Origin of the sequence: Lipingzhangella halophila, assembly GCF_014203805.1 — a bacterium.
Lineage (GTDB): Bacteria > Actinomycetota > Actinomycetes > Streptosporangiales > Streptosporangiaceae > Lipingzhangella > Lipingzhangella halophila.
Genome location: NZ_JACHJT010000001.1, coordinates 4,402,302 through 4,427,301, shown reverse-complemented (window position 1 = coordinate 4,427,301; position 25,000 = coordinate 4,402,302). Strand labels below are relative to the sequence as shown.

20 protein-coding genes, 1 tRNA gene and 2 riboswitches are annotated in these 25,000 nt (G+C 70.6%); of the genes, 12 read left to right on the top strand and 9 right to left on the bottom strand.

Annotation, left to right across the window (positions count from 1 at the left end; all coding sequences use genetic code 11):
• Positions 1–72 precede the first annotated feature (72 nt).
• The gene (locus tag F4561_RS20325) at positions 73–450 is read left to right on the top strand and encodes a nitroreductase family deazaflavin-dependent oxidoreductase (RefSeq protein WP_246437244.1); all 378 of its coding nucleotides are present in this window, start codon (positions 73–75) and stop codon (positions 448–450) included.
• A 178-nt stretch (positions 451–628) separates the two neighbouring features.
• Here F4561_RS20325 and F4561_RS20320 read toward each other — a convergent pair.
• Positions 629–701 (bottom strand) — tRNA-Arg (locus F4561_RS20320).
• Between the two features lie 629 nt (positions 702–1,330).
• On the opposite strand from F4561_RS20320, the gene F4561_RS20315 reads away from it, so the two are divergent.
• The 4 genes from F4561_RS20315 to F4561_RS20300 all read left to right on the top strand — a co-directional run bounded on the left by F4561_RS20315 (position 1,331) and on the right by F4561_RS20300 (position 6,739).
• Entirely contained in the window at positions 1,331–2,383 is a 1,053-nt protein-coding gene (locus F4561_RS20315) for a cobalamin biosynthesis protein (protein WP_184580959.1), read from the top strand.
• Positions 2,380–3,927: a cobyric acid synthase gene (locus F4561_RS20310; RefSeq protein ID WP_184580958.1), complete on the top strand. Its 1,548-nt coding sequence runs from the start codon at positions 2,380–2,382 to the stop codon at positions 3,925–3,927. The genes F4561_RS20315 and F4561_RS20310 overlap by 4 nt, the downstream gene beginning before the upstream one ends.
• Before the next feature lie 213 nt (positions 3,928–4,140).
• Positions 4,141–4,572 (top strand): hypothetical protein, encoded by a 432-nt coding sequence (locus F4561_RS20305; protein ID WP_184580957.1) that lies wholly within the window; start codon positions 4,141–4,143, stop codon positions 4,570–4,572.
• Between the two features lie 508 nt (positions 4,573–5,080).
• The gene (locus F4561_RS20300) at positions 5,081–6,739 is read left to right on the top strand and encodes a BCCT family transporter (protein ID WP_184580956.1); all 1,659 of its coding nucleotides are present in this window, start codon (positions 5,081–5,083) and stop codon (positions 6,737–6,739) included.
• Between the two features lie 114 nt (positions 6,740–6,853).
• Here F4561_RS20300 and F4561_RS20295 read toward each other — a convergent pair whose 3' ends face one another.
• On the bottom strand, positions 6,854–7,396 hold the full coding sequence (locus F4561_RS20295; protein WP_184580955.1) for a hypothetical protein: 543 nt from the start codon (positions 7,394–7,396) through the stop codon (positions 6,854–6,856).
• Positions 7,397–7,552: 156 nt separating this feature from the next.
• Positions 7,553–7,681, top strand: a riboswitch (cobalamin riboswitch).
• A gap of 68 nt (positions 7,682–7,749) precedes the next feature.
• On the opposite strand from F4561_RS20295, the gene cobN reads away from it, so the two are divergent.
• Positions 7,750–11,529, top strand: coding sequence for a cobaltochelatase subunit CobN (gene cobN / locus F4561_RS20290; protein WP_184580954.1), 3,780 nt, complete (start codon positions 7,750–7,752; stop codon positions 11,527–11,529).
• 96 nt (positions 11,530–11,625) lie between these two features.
• Here the strand turns inward: cobN and F4561_RS20285 are convergent, their stop codons facing one another.
• Positions 11,626–13,638: a serine/threonine-protein kinase gene (locus F4561_RS20285; RefSeq protein WP_184580953.1), complete on the bottom strand. Its 2,013-nt coding sequence runs from the start codon at positions 13,636–13,638 to the stop codon at positions 11,626–11,628.
• Between the two features lie 204 nt (positions 13,639–13,842).
• Between F4561_RS20285 and F4561_RS20280 the strand changes: the two genes are divergently transcribed.
• Both F4561_RS20280 and F4561_RS20275 read left to right on the top strand, forming a co-directional pair.
• Positions 13,843–14,283: an NfeD family protein gene (locus tag F4561_RS20280; RefSeq protein ID WP_184580952.1), complete on the top strand. Its 441-nt coding sequence runs from the start codon at positions 13,843–13,845 to the stop codon at positions 14,281–14,283.
• A gap of 55 nt (positions 14,284–14,338) precedes the next feature.
• Positions 14,339–15,445: an SPFH domain-containing protein gene (locus tag F4561_RS20275; protein ID WP_184580951.1), complete on the top strand. Its 1,107-nt coding sequence runs from the start codon at positions 14,339–14,341 to the stop codon at positions 15,443–15,445.
• A gap of 85 nt (positions 15,446–15,530) precedes the next feature.
• Here the strand turns inward: F4561_RS20275 and F4561_RS20270 are convergent, their stop codons facing one another.
• Positions 15,531–16,514, bottom strand: a complete 984-nt coding sequence (locus F4561_RS20270) for a quinone oxidoreductase family protein (RefSeq protein WP_184580950.1) — start codon at positions 16,512–16,514, stop codon at positions 15,531–15,533.
• A 408-nt stretch (positions 16,515–16,922) separates the two neighbouring features.
• Here F4561_RS20270 and F4561_RS20265 point away from each other — a divergent pair, with 408 nt between their 5' ends.
• A complete protein-coding gene (locus F4561_RS20265; RefSeq protein WP_184580949.1) occupies positions 16,923–17,192 on the top strand; it encodes a DUF6504 family protein in 270 nt (89 codons plus the stop codon).
• A 28-nt stretch (positions 17,193–17,220) separates the two neighbouring features.
• Here the strand turns inward: F4561_RS20265 and F4561_RS20260 are convergent, their stop codons facing one another.
• Positions 17,221–18,180, bottom strand: coding sequence for an acyl-CoA desaturase (locus F4561_RS20260; RefSeq protein WP_184580948.1), 960 nt, complete (start codon positions 18,178–18,180; stop codon positions 17,221–17,223).
• Positions 18,181–18,353: 173 nt separating this feature from the next.
• Complete coding sequence (locus F4561_RS20255) at positions 18,354–19,880, bottom strand: MFS transporter (protein ID WP_184580947.1); 1,527 nt, start codon at positions 19,878–19,880, stop codon at positions 18,354–18,356.
• Between the two features lie 67 nt (positions 19,881–19,947).
• On the opposite strand from F4561_RS20255, the gene F4561_RS20250 reads away from it, so the two are divergent.
• Positions 19,948–20,517: a TetR/AcrR family transcriptional regulator gene (locus F4561_RS20250; protein ID WP_184580946.1), complete on the top strand. Its 570-nt coding sequence runs from the start codon at positions 19,948–19,950 to the stop codon at positions 20,515–20,517.
• Between the two features lie 63 nt (positions 20,518–20,580).
• Here the strand turns inward: F4561_RS20250 and F4561_RS20245 are convergent, their stop codons facing one another.
• Entirely contained in the window at positions 20,581–22,026 is a 1,446-nt protein-coding gene (locus tag F4561_RS20245; protein ID WP_221445562.1) for an amidase, read from the bottom strand.
• Positions 22,027–22,188: 162 nt separating this feature from the next.
• Here F4561_RS20245 and F4561_RS20240 point away from each other — a divergent pair, with 162 nt between their 5' ends.
• Positions 22,189–22,602: a DUF4440 domain-containing protein gene (locus F4561_RS20240; RefSeq protein WP_184580945.1), complete on the top strand. Its 414-nt coding sequence runs from the start codon at positions 22,189–22,191 to the stop codon at positions 22,600–22,602.
• 113 nt (positions 22,603–22,715) lie between these two features.
• Here F4561_RS20240 and F4561_RS20235 read toward each other — a convergent pair whose 3' ends face one another.
• Positions 22,716–23,147 (bottom strand): PPOX class F420-dependent oxidoreductase, encoded by a 432-nt coding sequence (locus tag F4561_RS20235; RefSeq protein ID WP_184580944.1) that lies wholly within the window; start codon positions 23,145–23,147, stop codon positions 22,716–22,718.
• Positions 23,148–23,392: 245 nt separating this feature from the next.
• Complete coding sequence (locus tag F4561_RS20230) at positions 23,393–23,791, bottom strand: ADP-ribosylation/crystallin J1 (RefSeq protein ID WP_184580943.1); 399 nt, start codon at positions 23,789–23,791, stop codon at positions 23,393–23,395.
• A gap of 182 nt (positions 23,792–23,973) precedes the next feature.
• Here F4561_RS20230 and F4561_RS20225 point away from each other — a divergent pair, with 182 nt between their 5' ends.
• Entirely contained in the window at positions 23,974–24,789 is an 816-nt protein-coding gene (locus F4561_RS20225; RefSeq protein WP_184580942.1) for a GNAT family N-acetyltransferase, read from the top strand.
• A 34-nt stretch (positions 24,790–24,823) separates the two neighbouring features.
• Positions 24,824–24,953, top strand: a riboswitch (cobalamin riboswitch).
• The last annotated feature ends 47 nt before the right edge of the window (positions 24,954–25,000 follow it).

Here is a 25,000-nt window from a genome sequence, read left to right as displayed (position 1 = left end):
AACCGCGGAGGGCGCAAGCCCGGTACGCCCGGGGCGTTCTCACGGTGGGCGCAGCGGACAATGAACACCCGTATGAACCGCAAAATCCGAAGCGGCCGCAGCAAGATGATGGGCATGGACGTACTGATCCTGAACACTGTGGGGCGCCGAAGCGGGCAGCAGCGGGAAACGCCTGTGGCGTGGTTCGCCGACGGTGCGGACGCCTGGCTGGTCGTCGCATCGGGTGGTGGGAGCCAGCCCCCGGACTGGCACGCCAATCTGATGGCGCACCCAGACCAGGCGTCGATCGAACTGGGCGGCCGCGACGCCATGCCGGTGACGCCGCACCAGCTGGAGGGCGCCGACCGTGAGCGGGCATGGCAGCGCATCGCCGCCGCCCAGCCCCGTATCGCGAAGTATCAGAGCAAAGCCGAGCGGGAATACCCGGTGGTCCGGCTGACCCCGCGGTGACCGCGTACGCCCGCGGTTGCGGATCGCGGGCTCGAGCGGGTGAACACGGTGCCCGGCACCGCTGCCGCCGGGGTGCGCAGCACCGGCCGGCGCGCGGTGCAGCCGCTGTTCCGTGTGGCGCTCCACCGGCACGGCGAAGCCTCCGCGGGTGAGGAGGTTCGCGCAATGTCGGGACGGGTGCACCCGGCAGGATTCGAACCTGCGGCCGGCAGATTAGAAGTCTGCTGCTCTATCCACTGAGCTACGGGTGCTTGATTGAATTGTGTCCGGTGCCGGACGCTGGTTGGGACACTGTGGCCTGGCGCTGCGTGACGCGGTCTTCCGCCTGGTGGGGGCTGCACGTTCCGGGAGGCCCGGCCTTTGGGCGAGTGCCGCGCGGTGCCGTACCGCGGTGGGCCTCCGAGCTTCGGGGGACATTCTACGGTATTCGGCCGATGTGCCCTTGGGTGGGAGAAACCGCAACAACTAGGGCTTTTCGTAGTTGCGTCTCGTTAGCACGCGAGCACCGCCAAATCGGTTGCCAATCCCGTCGCGGGATAGGTTACCCGCGATTAACCCCGCGTGGGACGCGGCTTGCGCGTGTTTCGCGAAGCCGCGTCCCGTGTCGGGAGTGGCTCATATCGTGGTCGCCCCTGCTGAAGTGGCACGTGGGGCGTTAGAACACCCACCAGGCTCCGGCCGCGAACACGAGCGTGAGCATCATCGCAACTGCCATGGGAGATCCTCCCTTTCGATACGGCCCTTCCGGGCGGTTGGGCGTTTCGCGGGGGGACGGTTATTACACCGTGTGTCCGTGCGTGTTTTCCGTGTTACGCGCGGTGCTTATGTGAACTTGGGGGAACCGTGAAGCGGAAAAGAGGTGGGCACTACGGTTGACCTCGTGAACACGACCCGCGACCCGTCCCCCGCCTGGCCGGCCGCCCTCGGTCTGGTTGCCGGGGTGGCGCTCGACTCGGCCCTGCCCGACCCCCGCCGGGTGCATCCGGTGGCCGCTTTCGGCCACACCGCGTCCGCACTGGAACGCCGCATGCACCGCGACTCGCGCGCACGGGGCGCGGCCTACGCCGCGCTCGCCGTAACCCCCGTGGTCGCGCTTGGGGTACTCGCCGAACGCGGCGGTCCGCTGCGGCGGGCGGCCCTGACCGCGGCCACCACCTGGGCCGTCGTTGGCGGCGACATGCTCGGCCGCGAGGCGGGCGCGATCGCGGACGCGCTCGAAGCGGGCGACCTCGCAGGAGCCCGCGACCGGCTGCCGCACCTGTGCGGGCGCGACCCCAGCGAACTCGATGAGAAGGGGATCGCCCGCGCCACGGTGGAGTCGGTCGCGGAGAACACCTCCGACGCCGTGGTGGCCCCGTTGCTGTGGGGCGGGCTGCTCGGCGTTCCCGGGCTCGCCGGGTACCGGGCGGTCAACACCCTTGACGCGATGGTGGGGCACCGCTCGCCCCGTTACGAACGCTTCGGCTGGGCGGCTGCGCGCACCGACGACCTCGCCAACTGGGCCCCCGCGCGGCTCACCGCCGTGCTCACCGCCCTCGCGGCGCCGGCGGTCGCGGGCGATCCGGCCCGCGCCTGGCGGGCCCGCTCGCGTTACGGCGGGCGGCACCCCAGCCCCAACGCGGGCCAGTGCGAAGCGGCATTCGCCGGTGCGCTGGGCGTTCGTCTCGGGGGGACGAACACCTACGCGGGCCGTACGGAGCACCGGCCGGAACTGGGGGAGGGGCGTCACCCCGAGGTCCGCGACATCCGCCGTGCCGTCCGGCTCGCCCGAGTCGTGGCCGGATCCGCGGCTGCGGTGGCCGCCTCCATCGCGCTGCTGACCGCTTCCGAGCAGCGCGGCCGCGCCCCGAGGGCGGCCGCGCGCTCCACGCATCTCCCGCTCAGCGCCTTCGGGCGCCGCGTGCGGGCCGAACGGCCGGGGAGGGCAGCGTGACGCGGCCGGAATCCGCGGGCGCCGCACCCGCCCTGCTTGTGACCGGGACGACCTCCGACGCCGGCAAGAGTGTCGTCGCCGCGGGCCTGTGCCGCTGGCTGGCCCGCCAGGGCGTGAAGGTGGCCCCGTTCAAGGCGCAGAACATGTCGCTCAACTCGGTGGTGACTCCCGACGGCGCGGAGATCGGCCGGGCACAGGCCATGCAGGCCGCCGCCAGCGGGATCGAGCCCAGTGCGGCGATGAATCCGATCCTCCTCAAGCCGGGCGGTGACCGCAGCAGCCAGGTGGTGGTGCGCGGCCGGCCCACCGGTGAGGTCGACGCTGTCAGCTACCGCGCGCACAAGGACCGGCTGCGCGACATCGCGGTCGAGAGCCTCGCGGAGCTGCGGTCGCGCTACGAGGTGGTCATCTGCGAGGGCGCGGGGAGTCCCGCCGAGATCAACCTGCGCAGCGGCGACATCGCCAACATGGGCCTGGCCCGGGCGGCCGGGCTGCCCGTCATCGTGGTCGGCGACATCGACCGGGGCGGCGTGTTCGCCGGCCTGCACGGCACGCTCGCCCTCCTCGAACCGGCCGACCAGGCTCTGGTCGCCGGTTTCGTGATCAACAAGTTCCGGGGTGCCCCGGAACTACTGGAGCCCGGGCTGCGGCAGCTCCGGGAGCTGACCGGGCGCCCGGTGCACGGTGTCCTGCCGTGGCTCGACGGGCTGTGGCTGGACGTCGAGGACTCGCTCGCGCTGAGTGCCGACCGCGGCCCGATGCCGGCGCCCGTGGGGGAGCAGGCGCTGCGCGTCGCCGTGGTGCGGCTCCCGCGCATCAGCAACTTCACCGACATCGACGCGCTGACCGTCGAACCCGGCGTGGACGTGCGGTTCGTGACCACCCCGCACGAGCTCGAGGACGCCGACCTCGCGATCCTGCCGGGCAGCCGCGCCACGGTCGCCGACCTCGCATGGTTGCGCGATCGGGGGCTCGACAGCGTCCTCGCCCACCGGGCCGCCAACGGGCGCCCGGTCCTGGGGATCTGCGGCGGCTACCAGATGCTGGCGCGCGAGATCCGCGACGACGTCGAGTCCGCCGCGGGGGTGGTGCGCGGGCTGGGCCTGCTGCCCGCGAGGGTGGCGTTCGCTACCGAGAAGACCCTGGCCCGTCCCGAGGGGACCTGCTACGGGGAGCGAGTGGCGGCCTACGAGATCCACCACGGCCAGACCGAGGTGGTGTGGGCGGGCTCGGAGGCGGTTCCCTTCCTCGACGGTTGCCGCGCGGGGGCCGTGTGGGGCACCACCTGGCACGGGGCGCTGGAGAACGACGCGTTCCGCCGGGCGTTCCTGGCCGACGTCGCAGGGCGGGCGGGGCGGCGCTTCGTCGCGGCGGGCGGCACCGACTTCGCCGCCGAACGCGCTGCCCGCCTGGACGCCCTCGGTGACATGGTCGAGGAGCACATGGACACCGATGCCATCTGGCGGCTGCTCGAATCCGGTGCCCCGAGCGAGCTGCCGGTCGTCGCGCCCGCTGGCACCGCGGGCCCCGCGGAGACCGGCTGAAGGGCTGTGGACGGCGGGCGCGGGGTTCGCGCCCGATGGCTACGGTGGAGAACCAGCGGCCAGGTGGACATGGGCCGGGCCCGCCCGGCACGGCGGACCCAGAGCGCAGCGCGAGGCACTTCGCCAGGACAGCAGCCCGCATACGGCGGATACGGCCGCGCGCCCCCGCCCTGGCGCTCGCCGGGGCGCCGATGCTCTCTGTGGAGGCCAGCAGTGACCACGTCCATCCCCGGCCGGCCCGCCGCCGCGCAGTCCGCTCACCAGGTGACGCTCGCTCTCGATCCCATGACGCACGCCGAACTCGAACGCGCCGCGGGCCACCGCGACGTCGCGTCGTACCTCTATATCCTGGCCGGCCGCTACGCCCGGTGGAGCGAGCTTCGCGAATGGGTGTCGCAGCTTGAGACGGCTTATGGTGCCCTGCCGCCCGAGGCGCTCGAACGCCTGTACCGGCAGATGCTGGGGATGCCGCCGCGCATGTCCGGGGGCACGGGGTCGCTCACGGTGACGCTCGATGCCGAGGAGTTCCGCGCCCTCGCTGAACGCGCGGGGGAGCGCCCATTGGCGTCGTACGTCCGCGAGGTCCTCGTTGACCTGTTGACCGCGCGACACCAGCCGGATTCCGCGGACGTCGGGGCCGGCTAGCTGGTGCGGGTGTCCGCACGCACGGCGGTGTCCTCGGGCACCGCCGTGCTCCAGTCCCGTCTCCGTTGTTTCCGGGGGATGCCTGAGTTTATCGGGCAGTGGCGGGATCGACGCACAGGGTGACTTTTCTTCGGGTTCTCACGTCAGGGCGCCGTGAAGGCTGCCGATTCAGCTTCTTTCGGTCCAATCGAAAAAAATAAACGCCAGGATCGTCTCGATATCGTCTCGATCGGGCAACGGCGGGTGATTGTTGACAATTCGGCCCGGCACTACTAACTTCCCGATTTATCTTGGTTGAGTGACATGTCGGCAGGCGGTCGCCGGTCGACACTGCTCTTCCTGCGCTAGCAGAGCCGTGGAGGGTGCCGCGCTCCCTAAACTTTTGGACGGGCTGAGCGAAATACGGTGAGAACGCCGTCCCAGCAGCCCGAAAAATGGGTAGTACGTGCCGAGCTGAGCAGAATGACCCTGAACGCGCAAACCAGCAATCGGATAACAGGGAGTCGCGATGCTAGATGATCTCGCCCAAAAGCTTGGGCTGCGTACGAACGCTCCGATCTTTTTCACCTCGACGGCTCTGGCGATCTTATTCGTTGTTGTGACGATTCTCTTCACGGAGCAGATCAACAACGTGTTCAGCAGTATGACCGGCTTCATCCTGTCGAGCCTGAGCTGGTTCTACATCCTCGGTGTGACCGTCTTCCTGGGCTTCCTGATCTGGATCGCGATCAGCCGCTACGGCAGCGTGCGTCTGGGCGGCCCCGACTCCAGGCCCGAGTACAGCAACTGGGCCTGGTTCGCGATGCTGTTCGCCGCGGGCATCGGCACGATCCTGATGTTCTGGGGCGTGGCGGAGCCGATCAACCACTACGCGAACCCGCCGCGGGTTCCGCTCGGGTTCGACGGGGACGCGGAGGACTTCGCCGGGACCGCGGCGGCCGCCAAGCAGGCGATCACCTTCACCAACTACCATTTCGCCCTGCACACCTGGGCGATCTTCACACTGCCCGCGCTCGCGTTCGCCTACTTCATCTTCCGGCGAGGGCTGCCCATGCGGGTCAGCTCGTTCTTCTACCCGTTCCTGGGTGAGCGTATCCACGGCCCCATCGGCCGGATCATCGACGTCACCACGGTCCTTGGCACCCTGTTCGGGCTCTCGGTGTCCATCGGGCTCGGGTCCGCGCAGATCAACAGCGGGTTGTCGCGCCTGTTCGGGTTCAACCTGGATGGCGGCGCGCTCGAGCTCGCCAGCCAGCTCGGCATCATCGTGGTCATCACGGCGATCGCGATCGTCTCGGTGGCGCTCGGCCTGGACAAGGGCATCAAGCGGCTGTCCAACATCAACATCCTGATGTCGATCGGGCTGCTCATCTTCGTGTTCTTGGCCGCGAGCTCACCGCTGTTCCTCGCCAAGGGAGTGGTCGAACAGACGGGCGACTACCTGAGCAACGTCGTCTCGCTCGCGTTCTGGAACGACACCTACGCCGGTACCGGGTGGCAGGACGGCTGGACGGTGTTCTACTGGGCCTGGACCATCACGTGGGCCCCGTTCATCGGGATCTTCATCGCCCGGATCTCCAAGGGACGCACCATCCGCGAGTTCGTCGCCGGTGTCCTGGGCCTGCCCACCCTGTTCAGCGTGATCTGGTTCAGCACCTTCGGTCTTGCCGCGTTCGACATGGAGCGGGCGAATCCGGGTGTGCTGGTCGGCCCGGTGGTCGATGAGGCGGACGTCCCGGGCGCCCTCTACGTCTTCATCCGGGAGCTTCCCGTGCTGGATGTGGTGTCGACCCTGGTCGCGGCGATCGCGATCGTCATCGTGGCGATCTTCTTCATCACCTCGTCCGACTCCGCGTCCCTGGTCATCGACATGATGTGCAACGGGGACCAGCACTCGAACCCGCCCACGCGCCAGCGCATCTTCTGGGCGGTCCTCGAAGGGCTGGTGGCGCTCGCGTTGATCTTCGGTGCCGGGCCGGCCGCGCTGGATGCCTTGAGCGAGGTCATCACGGTCATCGGGCTACCGTTCTTCATCATGTCGTTCTTCATGATGGCGGCGCTGGTGGTCTCGCTCCGCTCGGACCCCGATGTCCCCGGCAACGTGGTGACACCGGCCAAGAGCAGCGGCGAGGAACCCGCAGTAACCGAATCCTCCACTAGCGACTGAGAGCCTCCGGCTTCGTGGGCCCGTCTGCCAGCGGCAGGCGGGCCCACGTCATGTCGGGCCGTCCCCCGAGCGGGGCCGGGCAAGGACCCGTGGCAACCAGTGCCACCGGCACTGTCACGCCATGGCGGCGAGCGAACGCGCGTAGTTCACCTGCTGCATCACCTGCGGGAACGTGGCCGCGGAGTGCGCCGGCACCATCGTGGAGTGGAACATCCCGCTGCCGTGCACGGTCACCTGCACGTACCCCTGGACCGAACGTTCCTTCATCAGCAGGAACAGCAGGCCGAGCAGGCAGAACCAGACGAAGACAATGGTGAGCACAACGGCGTAGGTCGGCAGGGTCTCGTGCACCTGGCTCATGTCCGTGGCCGTCCACGTGGTCCCCTTGATGGGGAAGCGTCCGGCCGGCGTCACGACCTCGTGCTGGTAGACGGCGATGTCGCCGATCATGGTGAGCGGCTGGCCGCCTGCGGGTACCGGCCGGTAGTCGGGGGGTGCCTGCCAGCCGCCCGTCTGCGCCGCTCCCGGGTCCTGCGGCGCGACGCCCGCGTTGGACGGCCCTCCGGGCGGCGCCTGCTGGCCGAACGGGTCGTCGCTGGCGGTGTGGGGGTCCGGATAGAAGTCGCCAGGGCCCTGGGGCTCGGGGTAATGGCTCATAGTGGGAATTCTTGCAAACCCCGGACACCCGTCGGAACGGCTTTCCCGCACCGGCCGTACCGCGACAGTGTGCACCGACACGCCGCCCTCGCCACGTAGACCCTGGTCCGCGCCGGCCCGCAGAGGGCTTCTGCGAGGATGGGCGACGACGGCGCGAAGGAACACGGTGCGAGTCCGTGGCTGTCCCGCAACTGTCAGGGTGGAGCGTGCCTTAGGACAACGCCACTGCCGGGTCCCCGGCGGGAAGGCTAAAAGGCGGGCCGGGAACCCCGAGCCAGGAGACTTCGCGGCGTCACGTACCTGTCCGCGAGCAGGGGCGAGGACCCCGGCTCACTGTAGACGAAGGACCATGCGTGGCTACGATCCTGCTGCTGTCCACGGCCGACACCGAACTGCTCGCCGCCGGAGCCGCCGGCGCCGGCTACCGCACGGCCAACCCCGCGCGAACGCCGACCGACGAGCTACCCGCCCTGCTCGACGGCGTCGACGTCGTGGTGGTCCGGCTCCTCGGCGGCCGGGACGCCTGGCCGGATGGTCTGACCGCCCTCCGGGCCTCCGGGACGCCACTCGTCGCGCTCGGGGGAGAGGCGGATCCCGACGCCGAGCTGATCGAGCTGTCCACCGTGCCAGCGGGGGTCGCCACCGAAGCGCACGGCTACCTGCGCGAAGGCGGGATCGGCAACCTCCGGCAGCTCGCCCGGTTCCTCTCCGACACGGTGCTGCTGACGGGCGAGGGCTTCGACCCGCCGGAGCGGATGCCCGAGTACGGCGTGCACGGTGACCGCCGCCCGTCGGGCGAGCGGCCGATCGTGGCCGTGGTGTTCTACCGGGCGCACGAGCTTTCCGGGAACACCGCGTTCGTCGAGGTCCTCTGCGAGGCCATCGAGACCGCGGGCGGCGACCCGCTCCCGGTGTTCTGCGGCTCGCTGCGCGGGCTGTCCAGGGAGAACGCGCCGGGCCTGTTCGACCTCCTCGCCCAGGCCGACGCGGTCATCACCACCGTCCTGGCCGCGGGCGGGGCGGTCGCGGCCGACGCCAGTGGGGGAGGCGACGAGGACGCCTGGGACGCCGGCGCGCTCGCCGCGCTGGACGTGCCGATCCTGCAGGGGATGGTGCTGACCTCCACCCGCGAGCAGTGGCTGGCCTCCAACGCGGCACTGACCCCTATGGACGCCGGAATGCAGGTCGCTATCCCGGAGTTCGACGGCCGGCTGGTGACCGTCCCGTTCTCGTTCAAGGAGGTCGACGAGGCGACCGGGGTACCGGTCTACGCGGCCGACCCCGAGCGCGCCGCCCGGGTGGCCGGGATCGCGGTGCGCCACGCGAAGCTGCATGCCGTCCCCCCGGCCGAGCGCAAGCTCGCGGTGATGCTGTCCTCCTACCCCACGAAGCACTCCCGCGTTGGCAACGCGGTCGGCCTGGACACCCCGGCCTCGGCCGTGCGGCTCCTCCGCGAGCTCGAAAGGCGCGGCTACGACCTCGGTACCGAGGACACGTTGTGGCGGGTGCCCGACCCCGGCGAGGACCGCCGCGAGGACGACGGCGACCCGCTCATCCACGCCCTGATCGAGGCGGGCGGCCACGACGTCGAATGGCTCACCGAGGAGCAGCTCGCCGCGGCCACCGCGCGTGTCCCGCTGGCGGACTACCGCCGCTGGTTCGACACTCTGCCCGCCGACCTGCGCGACGCCATCGTGGAGCACTGGGGCGAACCGCCGGGTGAGCTGTACGTGGTCGACTCCCCGAACGGCCCGGAGATCGTTCTTGCCAGCCTGCGCTTCGGCAATGTCGTGCTGATGATCCAGCCGCCCCGCGGTTTCGGGGAGAACCCGATCGCGATCTACCACGACCCCGACCTCCCGCCATCGCACCACTACCTCGCGGCGTACCGCTGGCTGGAGACGGCCCCCGAAGACAATGTCCCGCAGGGCGGTTCTCCGGTGGACGGTTCTTCGGCGGGCGGGTTCGGTGCCCACGCGGTTGTGCATCTCGGCAAGCACGGCACGCTGGAGTGGCTGCCCGGCAAGGGGCTGGGTCTGGCGGCGGGCGACGCCCCCGACAGCGTGCTCGGCGACCTGCCCCTCATCTACCCGTTCATCGTCAACGACCCGGGCGAGGGTACCCAGGCCAAGCGGCGGGCGCACGCCACCGTTGTGGACCACCTGGTACCGCCCATGGCGCGGGCCGACACCTACGGCGACATCGCCAAGCTGGAACAGTTGCTCGACGAGTACGCCCAGGTGAACGACCTCGACCCGGACAAGGCGCCGGCGGTGCGCGCGCAGATCTGGACGCTTATCAAGAGCGCCGAGCTGCACCACGACCTGCAGCGGGAGGAGATGCCCGGCGAGGACGAGTTCGACGACTTCGTCATGCACGTCGACGGCTACCTGTGCGAGATCAAGGACGTGCAGATCCGCGATGGCCTGCACATCCTTGGTGCCGCGCCCGAAGGCGAGCCCCGGGTCAACCTGGTCCTGGCGGTACTGCGCGCCTCGCAGGTGTGGGCCGGGCAGGCGGGCGCCCTGCCGGGGCTGCGCGCCGCGATCGCCGCCGCCTTCGGCCTGGACGAGAAGGCGCTGCTCGCCGAGCCGGGGGCGTCCGCCGAGGTCCCCGCCGCACTGTCCGACCTGGTGGACGGCCCCGCGCGCACCGCCTCCGACGCCCTTGACCTGGTCGACGCGCTCGCGCGGCGCCTGGTCTGGGCAATGGAAGACCTGGCATGGCCGGCCGAGCAGGCCGCCGTCAGCGCCGTCGCGCGCGAAGGGCTCGGGTTCGCCCTGCCCGAGGCCGAGCGGGTGCTGCTGTTCGCGTCCCGCGAGGTGGTGCCCAGGCTGGCCGCCACCAGCAACGAGATCGACGCCGTGCTGCACGCCCTCGACGGCGGGCACATCCCGGCCGGCCCCTCGGGCTCGCCGACCCGCGGCCTAGTGAACGTGCTGCCCACCGGCCGCAACTTCTACTCGGTGGACCCCAAGGCAATCCCCTCGCGCAACTCCTGGGACGTCGGACAGGCGCTCGCGGACTCGCTGATACAGCGGCATCTCGACGACACCGGGCAGTACCCGCGCTCGGTCGGGCTCACGGTCTGGGGGACCGCGGCCATGCGTACCCAGGGCGACGACGTCGCCGAGGTCCTCGCGCTCCTCGGCGCCCGGCCCACCTGGGACGACGCGTCGCGCCGGGTGACCGGGTTCGAGATCGTCCCGCTGGAGGAGCTCGGGCGTCCGCGCATCGACGTCACGCTGCGCATTTCCGGCTTCTTCCGCGATGCGTTCCCGCACGTCATCGGCCTCGTGGACGATGTGATCCACGCGGTTGCCGAGTTGGACGAGCCCGCGGAGCGCAACTACCCGCGGGCCCACGCGCTCGCCGACCACAGCGAGCACGGCGACTGGCGCCGCGCCACCACCCGGATATTCGGCTCCAAACCGGGCGCCTACGGCGCCGGTCTGCTCCCGCTGATCGACTCCCGCAACTGGCGCGACGACGCCGACCTCGCCGAGGTGTACGCGGTATGGGGCGGCTACGCCTACGGGCGAGGGCTTGAGGGCCGCGAGGCGCGCACGGACATGGAGACCTCGTTCCGGCGGATCGCGGTCGCGGCGAAGAACCAGGACACCCGCGAGCACGACATCGTCGACTCCGACGACTACTTCCAGTACCACGGCGGGATGGTCGCCATGGTCCGGCGGCTCACCGGCGGGTCGCCAGCGGCCTACGTAGGCGACTCCGCGACCCCCGACCAGGTCAAGACACGCACCCTGGCCGAGGAGACGCGGCGGGTGTTCCGTGCGCGCGTGGTGAACCCGCGCTGGATCTCGGCCATGCGGCGGCACGGCTACAAGGGGGCCTTCGAGCTGGCCGCCACCGTGGACTACCTGTTCGGTTACGACGCCACGGCCGGCGTGGTCGACGACTGGATGTATGCCAAGCTCGCCGAGACCTACGTCTTCGACCCGGAGAACCGGGAGTTCCTGGAGTCGTCCAACCCGTGGGCGCTGCGCGGCATGTCCGAACGCCTCCTGGAGGCCGCCGACCGCGGCCTGTGGGAGAACCCGGACCAGCGCACTCTCGACCAGTTGAAGGAGGTCTACCTGAAGCTGGAGGGTGACCTGGAGGACGAGGGGTAGCGTGCCGTGCCCGACCGCGGTGCGGTTCCGGCCCCGGCGTTGGGCGTGTCCCGCGATCAGGCGCGGCGCGGGAGCGTGCGCCCGCCGCGCCCCGCCTTAGGTGTCCGAGCAGACGTCCTCGGCGGTGAGGTCCGGGGGCGGCAGCTCGTCCTCGGTCATGCCGAACTCCTCCGTGATCCCCAGCATCTCGGAGTCGGTGAGTTCGTTGAGGCGTTCGTTGGCCGCCGCGGCGAGATCGGAGTTCTCCTGGGAAAAAGCCAGAGCGACCAGCATCGGGTGGCCGGTGTCCGGGTCCGGGGGTGCGTAAGACCCGACGATCGAGAGGTCGTCCCCGTCGGGGTGCTGCTCCTGCTGCCAGCGCAGGAAGATGCTGTCCCCCGCGATCACGTCGACGTCCCCTGCCACGAGATGTTCCAGCAGAGTGTTAGACGTGTCCGCTGTGGTCAGATCGCCGGTGTCGACGCCCTCGTCTTGGGCCCACTGCTCTTCGGGGGTCCCCGCCACCACCCCGAGCTCCAGCCCGGCATCGGCGATCTCGGCGAATCCCGGATCGCCGTCCTCGGAGAGCTCGACGGAGCCGTCGTCGCGTGCCATGAACCCGGTGCGAAGCTGAGCGTAGGGCTCAGAGTAGACCACGGATTCGCACCGCTCCGGGGTGATGACCTGGTCGGAGGCCGCGACATCCACCTCCTGCGCCACCAGTGCCGTCTCCAGCGCGGAGAATTCCATTGCGCTGGCCTCCACATCGGTCACGCCCAGCTCCTCGAAGACGGACCGCGCCACCTCCGGGGCGCGCCCCGTCGCCTCGCCGCTGTCATCGAGGTAGGAGTACGGCTCCGCCTCGGCGATGCCGATGTGGAGCACGTCTTCCTCGGCGAGCTGCGCCAGAGCGGGATGGGAGGCGTCGGATGTGGACCCGGACGTGGTGTCCGAGTCCGGCGGGCCCTCGGGGGATGAGCGCGTGACGATGTTCGGTACTGCCAGCCCCACGCCGACGATCACGACGAGCGCGCCGAGCACGGCGGGGATGACGACCCGGGCGCGTGGGCGCGGCCTGGCGGCGGGCGGGATCGGCGGTGGAACGGCCGGGCCCGGAACCCGGTTCGGTGGTGGGCTGGTTGGTGGTGTTGGCGGGCGCGCGGGGTCGGGGGAGCCCGGTGGAGCCGGGGACGGGCCGGGGCCGGGGGACGCGGTGCGGGCGTCGCGGTGCGGGGGTCGTGGGGTCCAGGTGTGGTTGATGATGGTCGCGGCTGTGTCGGCGGCTTCGCTGTCGGGGGTGTGGCCGTAGCTGGTGGCGACCATGGGTACCAGGGTGGTGGAGCCGGGCCGGGCGGCGGGGTCTTTGGCGAGGGCGCGGGTGACGGACTCGGCCAGCTCGGTGGGGAGCCCGGTAAGGTCGGGGTGTTCGTTGAGGACCCGGTACATCAGTGTTTCGGCGGTGCCGGTGCCGAAGGGGGCCCGGCCGGTGGCGGCGTAGGCCACCAGGGCGCCCCAGGCGAAGACATCGGCTTCGGGGCCGGTGTGGCCGCGGAACCGTTCCGGGCTCATCCATCCCGGCGAGCCCACCACGCCCCCGGTGCGGGTGATCGCGGACTCGTCCACCGCCCGGGCGATGCCGAAGTCGAGCACTTTGGGGCCGTCGGCGGCCAGGATCACGTTGGCGGGTTTGAGGTCGCGGTGGACGACCCCGGCGGCGTGGATCGCGGCGATGGCCTCGGCCAGGCCCACCGCCATCCCCTGTGTTAGGCCGGGTTCCAGCGCACCGTTGTGTTTGACACGGTGGTGCAGGGTGGGGCCGGCCACGTAAGGGCTGGCGTACCACGGCTGGCCCTGGCGGGTGGTGTCGGCGGCGATGACCGGGGCGATGCAGCGCGAGCCGACCCGGCGCATCAGTTCCACCTCGCGGGCGAACCGGTCGCGGAACTCCGGGTCGTCGGCGAACTCGCCGCGGATCAGTTTCAGCGCCACCCAGCGCCCGTGGCCATCGGTGCCGCCGTAGACCACCCCCATACCGCCCGCGCCCAACCGCCCGTGGATGTCAAAGGAGCCGATACGGGTGGGGTCACTATCGGTCAGAGCAAACAGGGGCGGCCGCTGGGAGCTGGTCACGCGGGGTCCTCGCAGTGGGGGCTACGACTACCGTCACCATAGCGGGAGAGCCCGGAGTCTCCCGCGCACGCCAGCATACGCGTGCTCCGCCCCGCGCCGCCGCGGGACCGACGGTCACACTGCGGATTGGGGGACGCAAATGTGTGCTGGCCGACCGTCTGTTGGGTAGGTTGACAATACCCGCTGGACGGGAGGCCGGTTGTTATGCCTATGTGGATCATCTGGTTGATCCTGGCCGCGGCCCTGGGAGTCGCGGAAGTTCTCACGATGACGCTGTCGCTCGGGTTGGTCGCGATCGGGGCACTGGCAGCGGGCATCGTTGGCGCCATGGGCTTGGGCCTTATTGTGCAGGTTCCCGTTTTCGTGGTCACCACCGCGGCCGGGTTGCTGATCGTCCGGCCCATCGCGATGAAGCACATCCGTCAGCCCCCTCCACTGCAATCGGGAGCCGGCGGCCTCGTTGGCCAGTCCGCCGTGGTGACTCACGAGGTCACCGGCGAGGCCGGGCGGATCAAGTTGTCCGGGGAGGAGTGGTCGGCCCGGTCACTCGACGAGGACATGGCGATACCAGCCGGAACCAGGGTCGACGTCACCGAGATCGACGGCGCGACCGCGGTTGTCTACCCACGTGAGCCGCTGCCGTGAGTGGCGCGCGCGGCCCCGGCTGAACCCCACCCCTCGACTTGGGAGGTCGGAGAATATGACAGGGCTCGATATCTTTTTCATCGCCCTGGTCGCTCTTGTCGTGCTCGCGGTCGTCTCCACAGTGCGGATCGTGCCCCAGGCCCGGGCCTACAACATCGAGAGGTTCGGCCGGTACCTGCGCACACTGAATCCGGGCCTGAACTTCATCATCCCGGTGGTGGACCGCGTCAACACCAAGTACGACCTGCGCGAGCAGGTGTTCTCGTCACGTCCGCAACCGGTGATCACGGAGGACAACCTGGTCGTCAACATCGACACCGTCCTCTACTACCAGATCACCGACCCGAGGAAGGCCGCCTACGAGGTCGCCAACTACCTCTCCGCGATCGACCAGCTCACGGTCACGACGCTGCGTAACGTGATCGGCGGCATGGACCTGGAACGCACCCTCACCTCGCGCGAGCAGATCAACTCCACACTGCGCGGTGTGCTCGACGAGGCCACCGGCAAGTGGGGCATCCGGGTGAACCGGGTGGAGCTCAAGGCGATCGACCCACCGCCCTCCATCAAGGAGGCGATGGAGAAGCAGATGCGGGCCGAACGCGACAAGCGCGCGGTGATCCTGAACGCCGAGGGCGAGCGGCAGTCCCGGATCCTCACCGCCGAGGGCGCCCGCCAGCAGGCGATCCTGGAGGCGCAGGGTGCCCAGCAGTCCGCGATCCTGCGGGCGGACGGCGAGGCCAAGGCGGTCGAGCGCGTCTTCAACGCGGTGCACGAGAACAACGCCGATCCGAAACTGCTCGCCTACAAGTACCTTGAGACACTGCCGCACCTGGCGCAGGGCGAGGGCAACACGTTCTGGGTGATCCCGGGCGAGCTGACCCAGGCCGTGCAGAACGTCACCCGGGCGTTCGCCAGCGACTCCTCCGCCGCGAAGCCAGCGAGTGGGGCCGAGGAGGAAGAGGAAGCGGAACCGGAGCGCACACCGCAGCTCACCTCAGCCGAGTCGAGGAGACGGCCCGCGGCGACCCAGGCCGCCGACGAGGCCGCCGAGAGCGCGGCCCAAGCGGTGGAGAACGCGCGCAAGGAGGCCGAGGCCGCGGCTTCCGCCCAGGGTGCGTCGACGCTGCCGAGCCAGCGCGCGGGGTCCAACGAAGGCTGATCCGCACTCACGCGCTGCCCCCGAGCCCGGGAACCGGGCTCGGGGGCAGGTTCGGGCTTCGGCCGCCGGACGTCCCGGCGGTCGCTCAGGTGAGCAGCAGTTTTCCGGTGGTCTTGCGGCTCGCCAGGTCCTCGTGCGCGCGGGCGGCGTCGGCGAGCGGGTAGCGGGCGCCGATTCGCACGTCGAGCTTGCCGGTGCCGACCAGGCCCAGAATGTCGGAGGCGCGCTCCAGGTACTCTTCGCGCTCAGCCACGTGGTGCACGAGGCTGGGCCGGGTCAGGTAGACCGACCCCGCGCTGTTCAGGCGTTGCGGGTCAACCGGCGGCACCACCCCGCTCGACTGGCCGAACAGTGCCAGTACCCCGCGCGGGCGCAGACTGTCCAGGCTGGCGTCGAAGGTGCTCGCCCCAACACCGTCGTAGACGGCGGCCACCCCAGCGCCACCGGTGAGCTCGCGGACGACCGCGGCGACGTCGGGCGGCTGCTCCATCTCGCCGGCCGCGTAGTGGATGACCTCGTCGGCGCCGGCGCCGCGCGCGAGAAGCTCCTTCTCCTCGGTGGAGACCGTGGCGATGACCCGCGCGCCGCGCAGCTTGGCGAGCTGGGTGAGGAGCAGCCCGGTGCCGCCGGCCGCCGCGTGCACCAGGACCGTGTCGCCCGGCTGGATCGGGTAGGTCGAGTGGGTCAGGTAGTGCGCTGTGAGCCCCTGGAGCATCACCGCGGCCGCCACCTCGGCGGACACACCGTCGGGAACCGGCACGGCACGGTCGGCCGACACGATCGCGCGCGCCGCGTAGCTGCCGGGCTGCTGCGCCCAGGCGACCCGCTGGCCCGCGGTGAGGCCGGTGACTCCGGATCCCACCGCGCTGATGGTCCCGGCGCCCTCAAGGCCCGGAGTGAACGGCGTGGGCATGGGGTAGGACCCGCTGCGCTGGTAGATGTCGATGAAATTGACACCACTGGCCTCAAGATCGACGCTCACCTGGCCCGGCCCCGGCTCGGGATCGGCGACCTCGGTAAGGTGCATGACCTCGGGTCCGCCCTGCTGTTCGATGACGATGGCGCGCATTTCGTGAACTCCTCGCGGCTGTGCTTGCGGTTCGCTGCTACCCGTTATCCGTTTTCTTTCCCCGGTGCCGACTCCGGTGAGGCGGTAGTTGTCGCAGTGGACCAGGGCGTCGCCGCCACTGCTGCCACCGTCGCGCTCGACGGTGGGCCCGTTTCACCGCTGCTGCGGAGCGGCTCGCCATCCGCAGGGCGCCGCCTGGCTCGGGCTCACAGCGTATCGAGGTCCCGGCATCCCCTCATCTCCGCCCAAGCCCCACCTCCGCGCCGCTGTCCGCGAACCACGCGCGAAACAGCGGACGCGGGCGTCCAACGTCCGGTATAGTTCGAATACACGTTCGAAAGCCTGTCCTTCCCCGCAGGCCAGCCATTGCGCTCCGAGCTGGGCGCTGATCGTGAGGGGAGTCAACGGGTGGGGCGGAGCTACGGTGTGCCGGTTGTGGTGTGTGAGCAGGACGGCCGGCCGGTGCGGTTCACGTGGGAGGGGCGGCTCTTCGTGGTGCGGCGCATCCTCGACCACTGGGTGAGCCTGCGGGCCGAGTGGGTACCCGCGGCGCAGCGCCGGCCACCCGAACGCCAGTGCTGGCGGGTGCGGGTGGGCGCACGCGCGGCCCAGGGGGTCTACGAGCTGCAGCACGACGTCGTCGACGGAGAGTGGCGGCTCGCTCGGGTCTGGGAGTGAGCCGCCACGATTCGGGACTGGGCCGGACTCAGGCGCTGACGCGCTTGGCTGCCAGTCGTTCCTTGTTGGGCCAGCGCACCTTGGTGGCCCAGCCCAGCTTCTCGAACACTGCGATGACGCGGGCGCTGATGTCGATCTGGCCCTTGAGTACGCCGTGGCGCGCGCAGGTGGGGTCGGCGTGGTGCAGGTTGTGCCAGGACTCCCCGAAGGAGGGGATGGCCAGCCACCAGACGTTGCGCGAACGGTCGCGGACCTCGAAGTTCTCCTCGCCGATGGTGTGGCAGATGGAGTTGACCGACCAGGTGACGTGGTAAAGCAGGCCCACGCGCACCAGCGAGGCCCAGAAGAACGCGGTCAGCGCGCCCCACCACGACATCGTGACCAGGCCGCCGATGGCCGCCGGCGCCAGCAGCGAGAACGCGACGAGTGGGAGGAACATCCGGTCGACGAGGGCGATGTCGCGGTCCCGGAGGAGGTCCGGGGCGAACCGTTTGGCCGAGGTGCGTTCCTTGGTCAGGAACAGGTAGCCGTAGTGTGCCCAGGCCAGGCCCTTGGCGACCGAACGCCAGTCGTCACCGAAACGCCACGGGGAGTGCGGGTCGCCCTCGACGTCGGCGTACTTGTGGTGCCGGCGATGGTCGGCGACCCAGGAGACCACACCGCCCTCGATGGCCAGGCTTCCGGCGACGGCCAGCGCGATGCGCAGCCCCCGGTTGGGCCTGAAGGAGCCGTGGGTGAAACACCGGTGGAAGCCCACTGTGATGCCGAGGCCGCTGACGAGGTAGAAGACCGCGCCGATGGCAATGTCGACCCAGGTCAGCCCCCACCCCCATGCGAAGGGCACCGCGGCGGCGACAGCGATCAGTGGAACGGTGACGAAAATGAAGACCGTGGTGCGCTCGGACTTCCCCCGGGGCTCAGGATCCACTTCCGGCTCCGGCGCTCGTTTCGGCGCGGGACCGGTTGCGATCTCGGGTGTAGCGGTCATCTTCCCACCTTGGTCCGGACGGCCGTACGACTGGTTGGCATGTGACGCGCGGAGTACCGCTGCCGCCACCGACCGCCGGCGTGAGCGCGATCTTGTGTCTACGGAACCGTAACTTACGGCACCGTAGGTAGCGCAAGGCGCAACAGGGTTTTTCTTGTCCCATGATGGCGTCCTCACGGCGTCTCCTGCGTGACGGCGGCTGTGGTGCGCTGCCGGCGCAGGGCCAGTGCGGCGGCGAGCGCGGTGACCGCGAGCAGGGCGGCACCGAGGAGCGCGGCGGCGTTGACGCCGTCCGTGTAGGCGGCGAACGCGGTGTCCAGCAAGGAGGCGGCAGCGCTCTCCGGGAGTGTGCCGGCGGTGGCGACCGCTCCGGCGACGGTCTCCGCTGCAGCCGCGCCGGCATCGGTGGTGGAGGACATCGTGTTCTCGTACACGGTCCCGGCGACGGTTCCGAGGGTGGCGATGCCGAGCGCGGCGCCGAGCTCGTTGCTCGTCTCGGAGATCCCGGACGCGGCTCCGGCGCGTCCCGGCGGGGCGGAGCTCAGGATGAGGGAGTTCGCGATGGTGAACGACATCCCGCCGCCGAAGGCGAGCAGGACGTAGCCGGCGATGAACACGCCCAGACTCGTGTCCGGGGTGAGCGCGGCGATGACGGCGAATCCCGCCGCTCCGGCGGCGAGCCCGCAGACCAGCGGCGGCGTTGTCCCGACGCGCTCGGCGACCTGGGAGGCGATACTGGCGCCGACCGCGGTTCCCACGAACGTCGGCAGGGCCCACAGCGCAGCGTGCAGTGGGGACAGGCCATGGACGGTCTGCATGAAGACGAAGGCGAGCACGCCCATCCCCGAGATCGCCAGGGCGGCAACCGTGTTGGCGCCGACAGCGGCCGAGAACGCGCGGGTGCGGAACAGGGTGATGTCGATGAGGGGGTGCGCCGCGCGTGCCTGCCACCGGACGAACACCACGGCGAGCACGGCGCTGATCCCGAGCGCGGCTCCGGTCACGGCGTCGAGTCCCTCTTCGGCGGCGTGCTTCAGGCCGTAAACGGCGCTCAGGACCAGGGGAAGGGAGAGCGCGGCGCCGAGCAGGTCGAAGCGGGCCTCCGCCGGGTTCCGCACCTCCGGGACCAGTATGGGCGCCGCCACCAGCAGGAGCACCATGACGGGGACGTTGATCAGGAACACCGAGCCCCACCAGAAGAACTCCAGGAGTACCCCTCCGACAATCGGCCCGGCCACCGCACCACCGGCGAAGGCGGCCGTCCATGCCCCGACCGCGGTCCGGCGCTGCGCCTCGACCTGGAACATGCCGCGGATCAGGGAGAGGGTCGAGGGGGCGAGTGTCGCGCCTCCGATGCCGAGGAGCGCTCGGGCCACGATCAGCGTCACCGGCGAGGACGCGTAGGCGACCATCACTGACGCGGCCCCGAAGAGGGCGGCGCCGATCAGGAGCATCCTTCTGCGGCCCACACGGTCCCCAAGGCTTCCCATGGTGATCAGCAGGCTCGCCATCACGAAGCCGTAGATATCCATGATCCACAGCCACGCGGTCGAGGACGGGTTGAGGGCCTCGGCGATGGCGGGGCCCGCCACGAACAGGACCGACAGGTCCATCGAGGTGAGAAGGGCGGGCAGAAGCAGTACCGCGAGTCCCCACCAGGTACGGGCGGTGGCGCGGTTCTCCGGCGCGGAAGAAGACATGGCTAAATCATACGTATGTTTAATTCGTTGTCCAGTCACACGTGTGTCTGAGTGGTAGTTTGTCGCCATGAGCCAACGTGAGGACTTGCTCGCCGGAGCCAAACGGTGCATCGCGGAGAAGGGGTACTTCCAGACGACGGCGCGCGACATCGCCGCTATGTCCGGGGCGAACCTGGCCTCCATCAGCTACCACTTCGGCTCGAAGGAGACCCTCATGAACACCGCGGTACTTGAGGCGGTGGACGAATGGGCCAACGCTGTGGAGTCCGCTGTTCGGGCGGCCCGCGCCGACACCCCGGCGCAGCGGATGCAGATCTTCCTCGACGTGTTCCTCGCCGCGGCCGAGCAGGATCGCGACCTGCACGTCGCGAGCATCCAGGCTTATGCGCAGGCCCAGTTCTCCGAGGAGATCCGCGAGCCGTTGGCCGCGACGTACCTCAGCGGCAGGGCGGAGCTGGCCGCCATGATCCTCGGCGGCGCAGCGGAGGACGTGGACGCTGAAACGGCCCGGAAACTGGGATCGCTCGTGCACGCGGTGAGCGCCGGGCTTCTCCTGCAGTACTTCCTCGACTCGGACTCGGTCCCCACGGGCACCCAGATACGTGAGGCGTTCGCGATGGTCGCCGGCGACGGGTGACCCGCGCCGAGGCCGCTCCTTACCAGGTCATTCCGGCAACAGAAGCCGCAGGACCGACGCGGGTCACAGCGGCGGACGGCGCGTTCCGAACCCGGTGGCCCGCTCGAACGCGTGGCCGATCTCCAGCACCCGCCGTTCGGCCAGATGCGGCCCGACGATCTGCAGGCCTACCGGCAGGCCGCCCGGGGTGAACCCGGCCGGCACCGACAACGCGGGCGAGCCGGTCACCGTGACGAGGTAGCACGAGCGCATCCAGTCCAGGTAGGTGTGCTGCGGCTGGCCATCGATGCCGGTCGGGTACTCCAGTTCGGCGTCGAACGGCACCACCTGGCTAACGGGCAGCAGTAGCGCGTCGTAGCGTTCGAAGAATGTCCGCATCCGCTGGAAGATCCGGCCGCGCAGGGACTCGGCCGTCCCGATGTCGGTGGCGGTGAGCGCGCGTCCCTGGGCGACGTTCCACGCGACGCTCTCCTTCACCCGGTCCGGGGCCCGGTCGACCAGCGGGCCCAGCACGTTCGCGAACCGCAACGCGCGCAGCGCGCGGAACGCCTCCTCGGCGCCGCTGAGGTCGGGCGCGTCAACCTCGACCGCGCATCCGAGCTCGGTCAGGTCCCGAACGCGCGCGGTGAGCACGTCGAGCACCGCCGGCTCGCAGCCGAACATCCCACCCAGGTCGGGAGTCCACGCCAGGCGCAGGCCGCGCAGGTCGGCGTCGAGTGGGGCGCGGGTGTCCTGCGGCGCGGCGACCGCGACGGGACTGCGGGGGTCGGGGCCCGCGAGCACGGACAGCAGCAGAGCGGTGTCGGGCACGTCGCGCGCCATAGGGCCCTGCACGGACAGCGTGGACCAGGGCATCGGGTCCGGGTAGGTCGGTACGCGGCCCGCTGAAGGGCGCAGCCCCACCACATTGCAGAACGACGCCGGGTTGCGCAGTGAGCCACCCATGTCGGAGCCGTCGGCCAGGACGTGCAGCCCGGTCGCGAGCGCCGCGGCGGCGCCACCGCTGCTCCCGCCGGCCGAGCGGGTGGTGTCGTAGGGGTTGCGCGTGGTGCCGAAGACAGGGTTGAACGTGTGCGAGCCGGCCGCGAACTCCGGGGTGTTGGTCTTGCCGATCGTGATCGCCCCGGCCGCGCGCATGCGCTCGACGACCAGCTCGTCCCGGTCGGGAACATGCCCGGTGAAGAGGGGAGATCCGTGTGTGGTGCGCACGCCCTCGGTCTCGTGGGTGTCCTTGTGCGCGACCGGAAGGCCGTGCAGCGGGCCGACGTCGGCACCGGACGCCAGCCGCTTGTCGGCGGCCGCGGCCTCGTCCAGCGCGCGCTCGGCGCACAGCGTGACCACCGCGTTGACGGCAGGGTTGACGGCCTCGACACGCTCCAGATGCGCCTGGACCACCTCGCGCGCCGAGATCTCGCGGTCGCGCAGCATCCGCGCCAGCTCGCGGGCGGGCCGGAAGGCGATCTCCTCGTGCATCAACGTCCCCAACCGTGAACGGGCCTGCTCGCCCATCCCACCCCGGCGCGTCCGGGAAGGCAAGAGCGCCGGCGGGAGTGGGGCATCTTGGTCTCGTTTGCGGCGGCGACGTGGGCCCAGTGCCTGTTTGGGGCCGCCTACGATCGTGGCGTTACTTCAGCGGCGGAGCGGCGATGGCCGCGCGATCGGGGGACAGCAGTGAGTGAGACGGACGAGACCGCCTGCGCGTCGGAGGTCGAGCGCCTGCACCAGATTCTCCAGGGATGGTTGTCCGGCACGGCCCCCAACACCGCATCGGAGTTCGCGGTGTTCGCCGACTCCCACACGCGCGAGTTCACGCTGATCACCGCCGAGGGAGTGGAGCTGACGCGCGACCAGGTCATGGGCGGCCTGCGCGAAGCGCACGGCTCGGCGGCAGGGCTGCGCATCCAGACAGCCGGCACCCGGCTCGTGGCCGCCGCGGGCCCGGTACTCGTGGTCACCTTCACCGAGCTGCACAGCGGGTCCGACGGTGCGCGCTCCCGCCGCTGCACCGCGGTGTTCGAGCGCGACCCGGCCGCGCCACACGGGCTGCGGTGGCGCCACCTCCAGGAGACGTTCCTGGCCGAGTGACGGGACGCGCCGGGCTCCGGGGTCCACCGCGGTGGACCCCGGCAGCGGCGGCAACCGGTGCGCTGCCGCCGCCGCGGGCTCCCGTCTCAGCCGGAGCGCCGCCGAACGGGCTGTCAGCGGATCCGTTCGCCGTACACGCGGTCGACCGCCATCGTCATGAGCACCCGGCGGTCGGAGACCATGACCGACCGGTACTCCTCCCAGTCCGGGTGCTCCCCGGCGGCCTTGCGGTAGTACTCCACCAGTGCGTCGACCTCGGGGCTGCGGGGGTCGGCCGACGGGCCGGTGAGTGTCACCGCGCCCTCGGCGGTGGCCCACGCGAAGTTGTCCGAACTGGTGACCTCCAGCGCGGCGCGCGGGTCGCGACGCAGGTTCGCCGTCTTGGCGCGGCCCTCCGTCATCGAGACATAGAGGATCCCGGCCTCGTCGTCATAGAAGGGCATGACGGGGGAGAGTTGGGGTCTGCCGTCCGACTTGATGGTGGCCAGGACGCCCAGCCGGCTCTGCGCGAGCAACGCGCGTGGATCGAACTGTGTGTTGGTCATGTCCATGGCAACTCCCCGCCGGACGCTGGCTCTTCCCGGAAACGCACCTTCGGCCGCCGAAGGCGCGCGGAACCGCTCGATCAGCGCCGCGCGACCGCTGCCGCCGTACTCCCCGGCGGCGAGGCGGGCCCGTATGGGGCGCGAACGAGGTTCGCGGGCGCCGGTGAGCGCGCGTCGCACCCGCCTCGCGTCAGGCTTCGTGGAACGTCCGGGCACATAACCGGCCCGTGCCCGGCCGGATCCGGTCAGCACATCGGATCGGCCCCGCGCCGTTCCGACAGGTCGGCCTCGCCATCCGGGCGGAACTCGCGGACGACCTCGATCCGCCCCACGATGTTGGCGTTCAGCTCGGCGAGGTCCCCGGCCGGGATCCAGTACTCCAGGATGGTCCGGCCGCCGGCCTGGTGCACCTGGAAGGAGTCCAGGAACGCGCGCCGCACCCGGAACCGGGTCACGTAGCCCACGCCGTGCGCGGGAACGTTCCAGTCCCGGGCGATCCGCACCGCGTAGTCCTCGTTCAGCACCGGGTAGAAGATCGGCTGTTCCGGGAGGCGCGGGGGCCACGCGCGCCACCCCGACGCGCGCACCAGGTCCAGCTCCTCCGGCCCGGTCGGCCGCCACAACGTCACGGCATCCTCGCGCACACCGCACCTCCGTTCTCCGGCTCCATCATCGGTGCCCACCCTTGGACCGGACCACCCGATTTCCGCGCGGGCCCGAGTTGGCGAAAGCGGGGAAGAGGGACCAGTCCCGTTCCCGGAGTGCCAATGCCGGTAAGCGGCCGCGGCCACTGGAGCGCGGTGCCCGCCGGGCTAGGATCGTGACCGTGACTGAGTGGCGGGCGGCCGGCTTCGACAGTGTTCTGCGGGAGTTCTGGGCGCTCGGCGGGCAGAGACGCACGGTCGACGGGGCGGTGTGCGTCCGCAACCGTGACGCGCCACTTGTGGGCCGGAGCAACGCCGTCTACGGACTGTCCGGCGACGATCCCGCCGCCATCGCCCGGACCCTGTCCGCGGCGTGCGAGTGGATCTCCAGCCCGCGCGTGCGGGCGCACGCCGGTCCCGCCATGGACCCGGCGACCGAGGCGGCGCTGCCCCTCGCTGGTTGGGGGTTGGCGAGCACCCAGGTGACCCTGCTGCTCACCGGCGCCTGCCCGCGGCCCGACCGCCGGCAGTGCGAGATCCGCGCCGCGGCGACCGAAGCCGACTGGCGCCGTATCGCGGAACTGCTCCGCCTCGACCACGAGGAGGAGGACCGCAAGGCCGGACGTGTGCCCCGCCCCGCGGGGGACACAGCGCAGACGCTCCGCGCGTTCCGTGCCACCACACCCGATGTACGGTTCTGGATCGCGTGGGACGGCGGCACACCCGCCGGCTTCTTCGCCTCGTGGCCAAGAAGCGGCGAGACCGCCATGGTCGAGGACCTGTTCGTGCGCCCCACCCACCGGGGCCAGGGGATCGCCAGCCACCTGCTGCACCACGCCGTGGCCGACGCCCGCACCAACGGTGCCGGGCCGGTGCTGATCCGCGCCGACAGCGACGACTGGCCCAAGGACTTCTACCACCGGCGCGGTTTCCAGCCGGTATCCACCGTCCGCTGGTACCGGCCGAGCGCGGGATGGCGGGCCGCGGGAAGCGCGTGACCAGGGTGTGCCATTCTGGGGTGCGGTGCCGACACAGGAACCCGGTGCGAATCCGGGACGGTCCCGCCACTGTGACCAGGGAGCGACCCCGCGACCAGCGCCACTGCCGGGCAACACCGGTGGGAAGGCGGCGGGCGAACGGCGATCTGGAAGCCAGGACACTGCGCGGCACCAGGACCGACCCCTATGGGCGTGGACTCCCGAGGAAGGA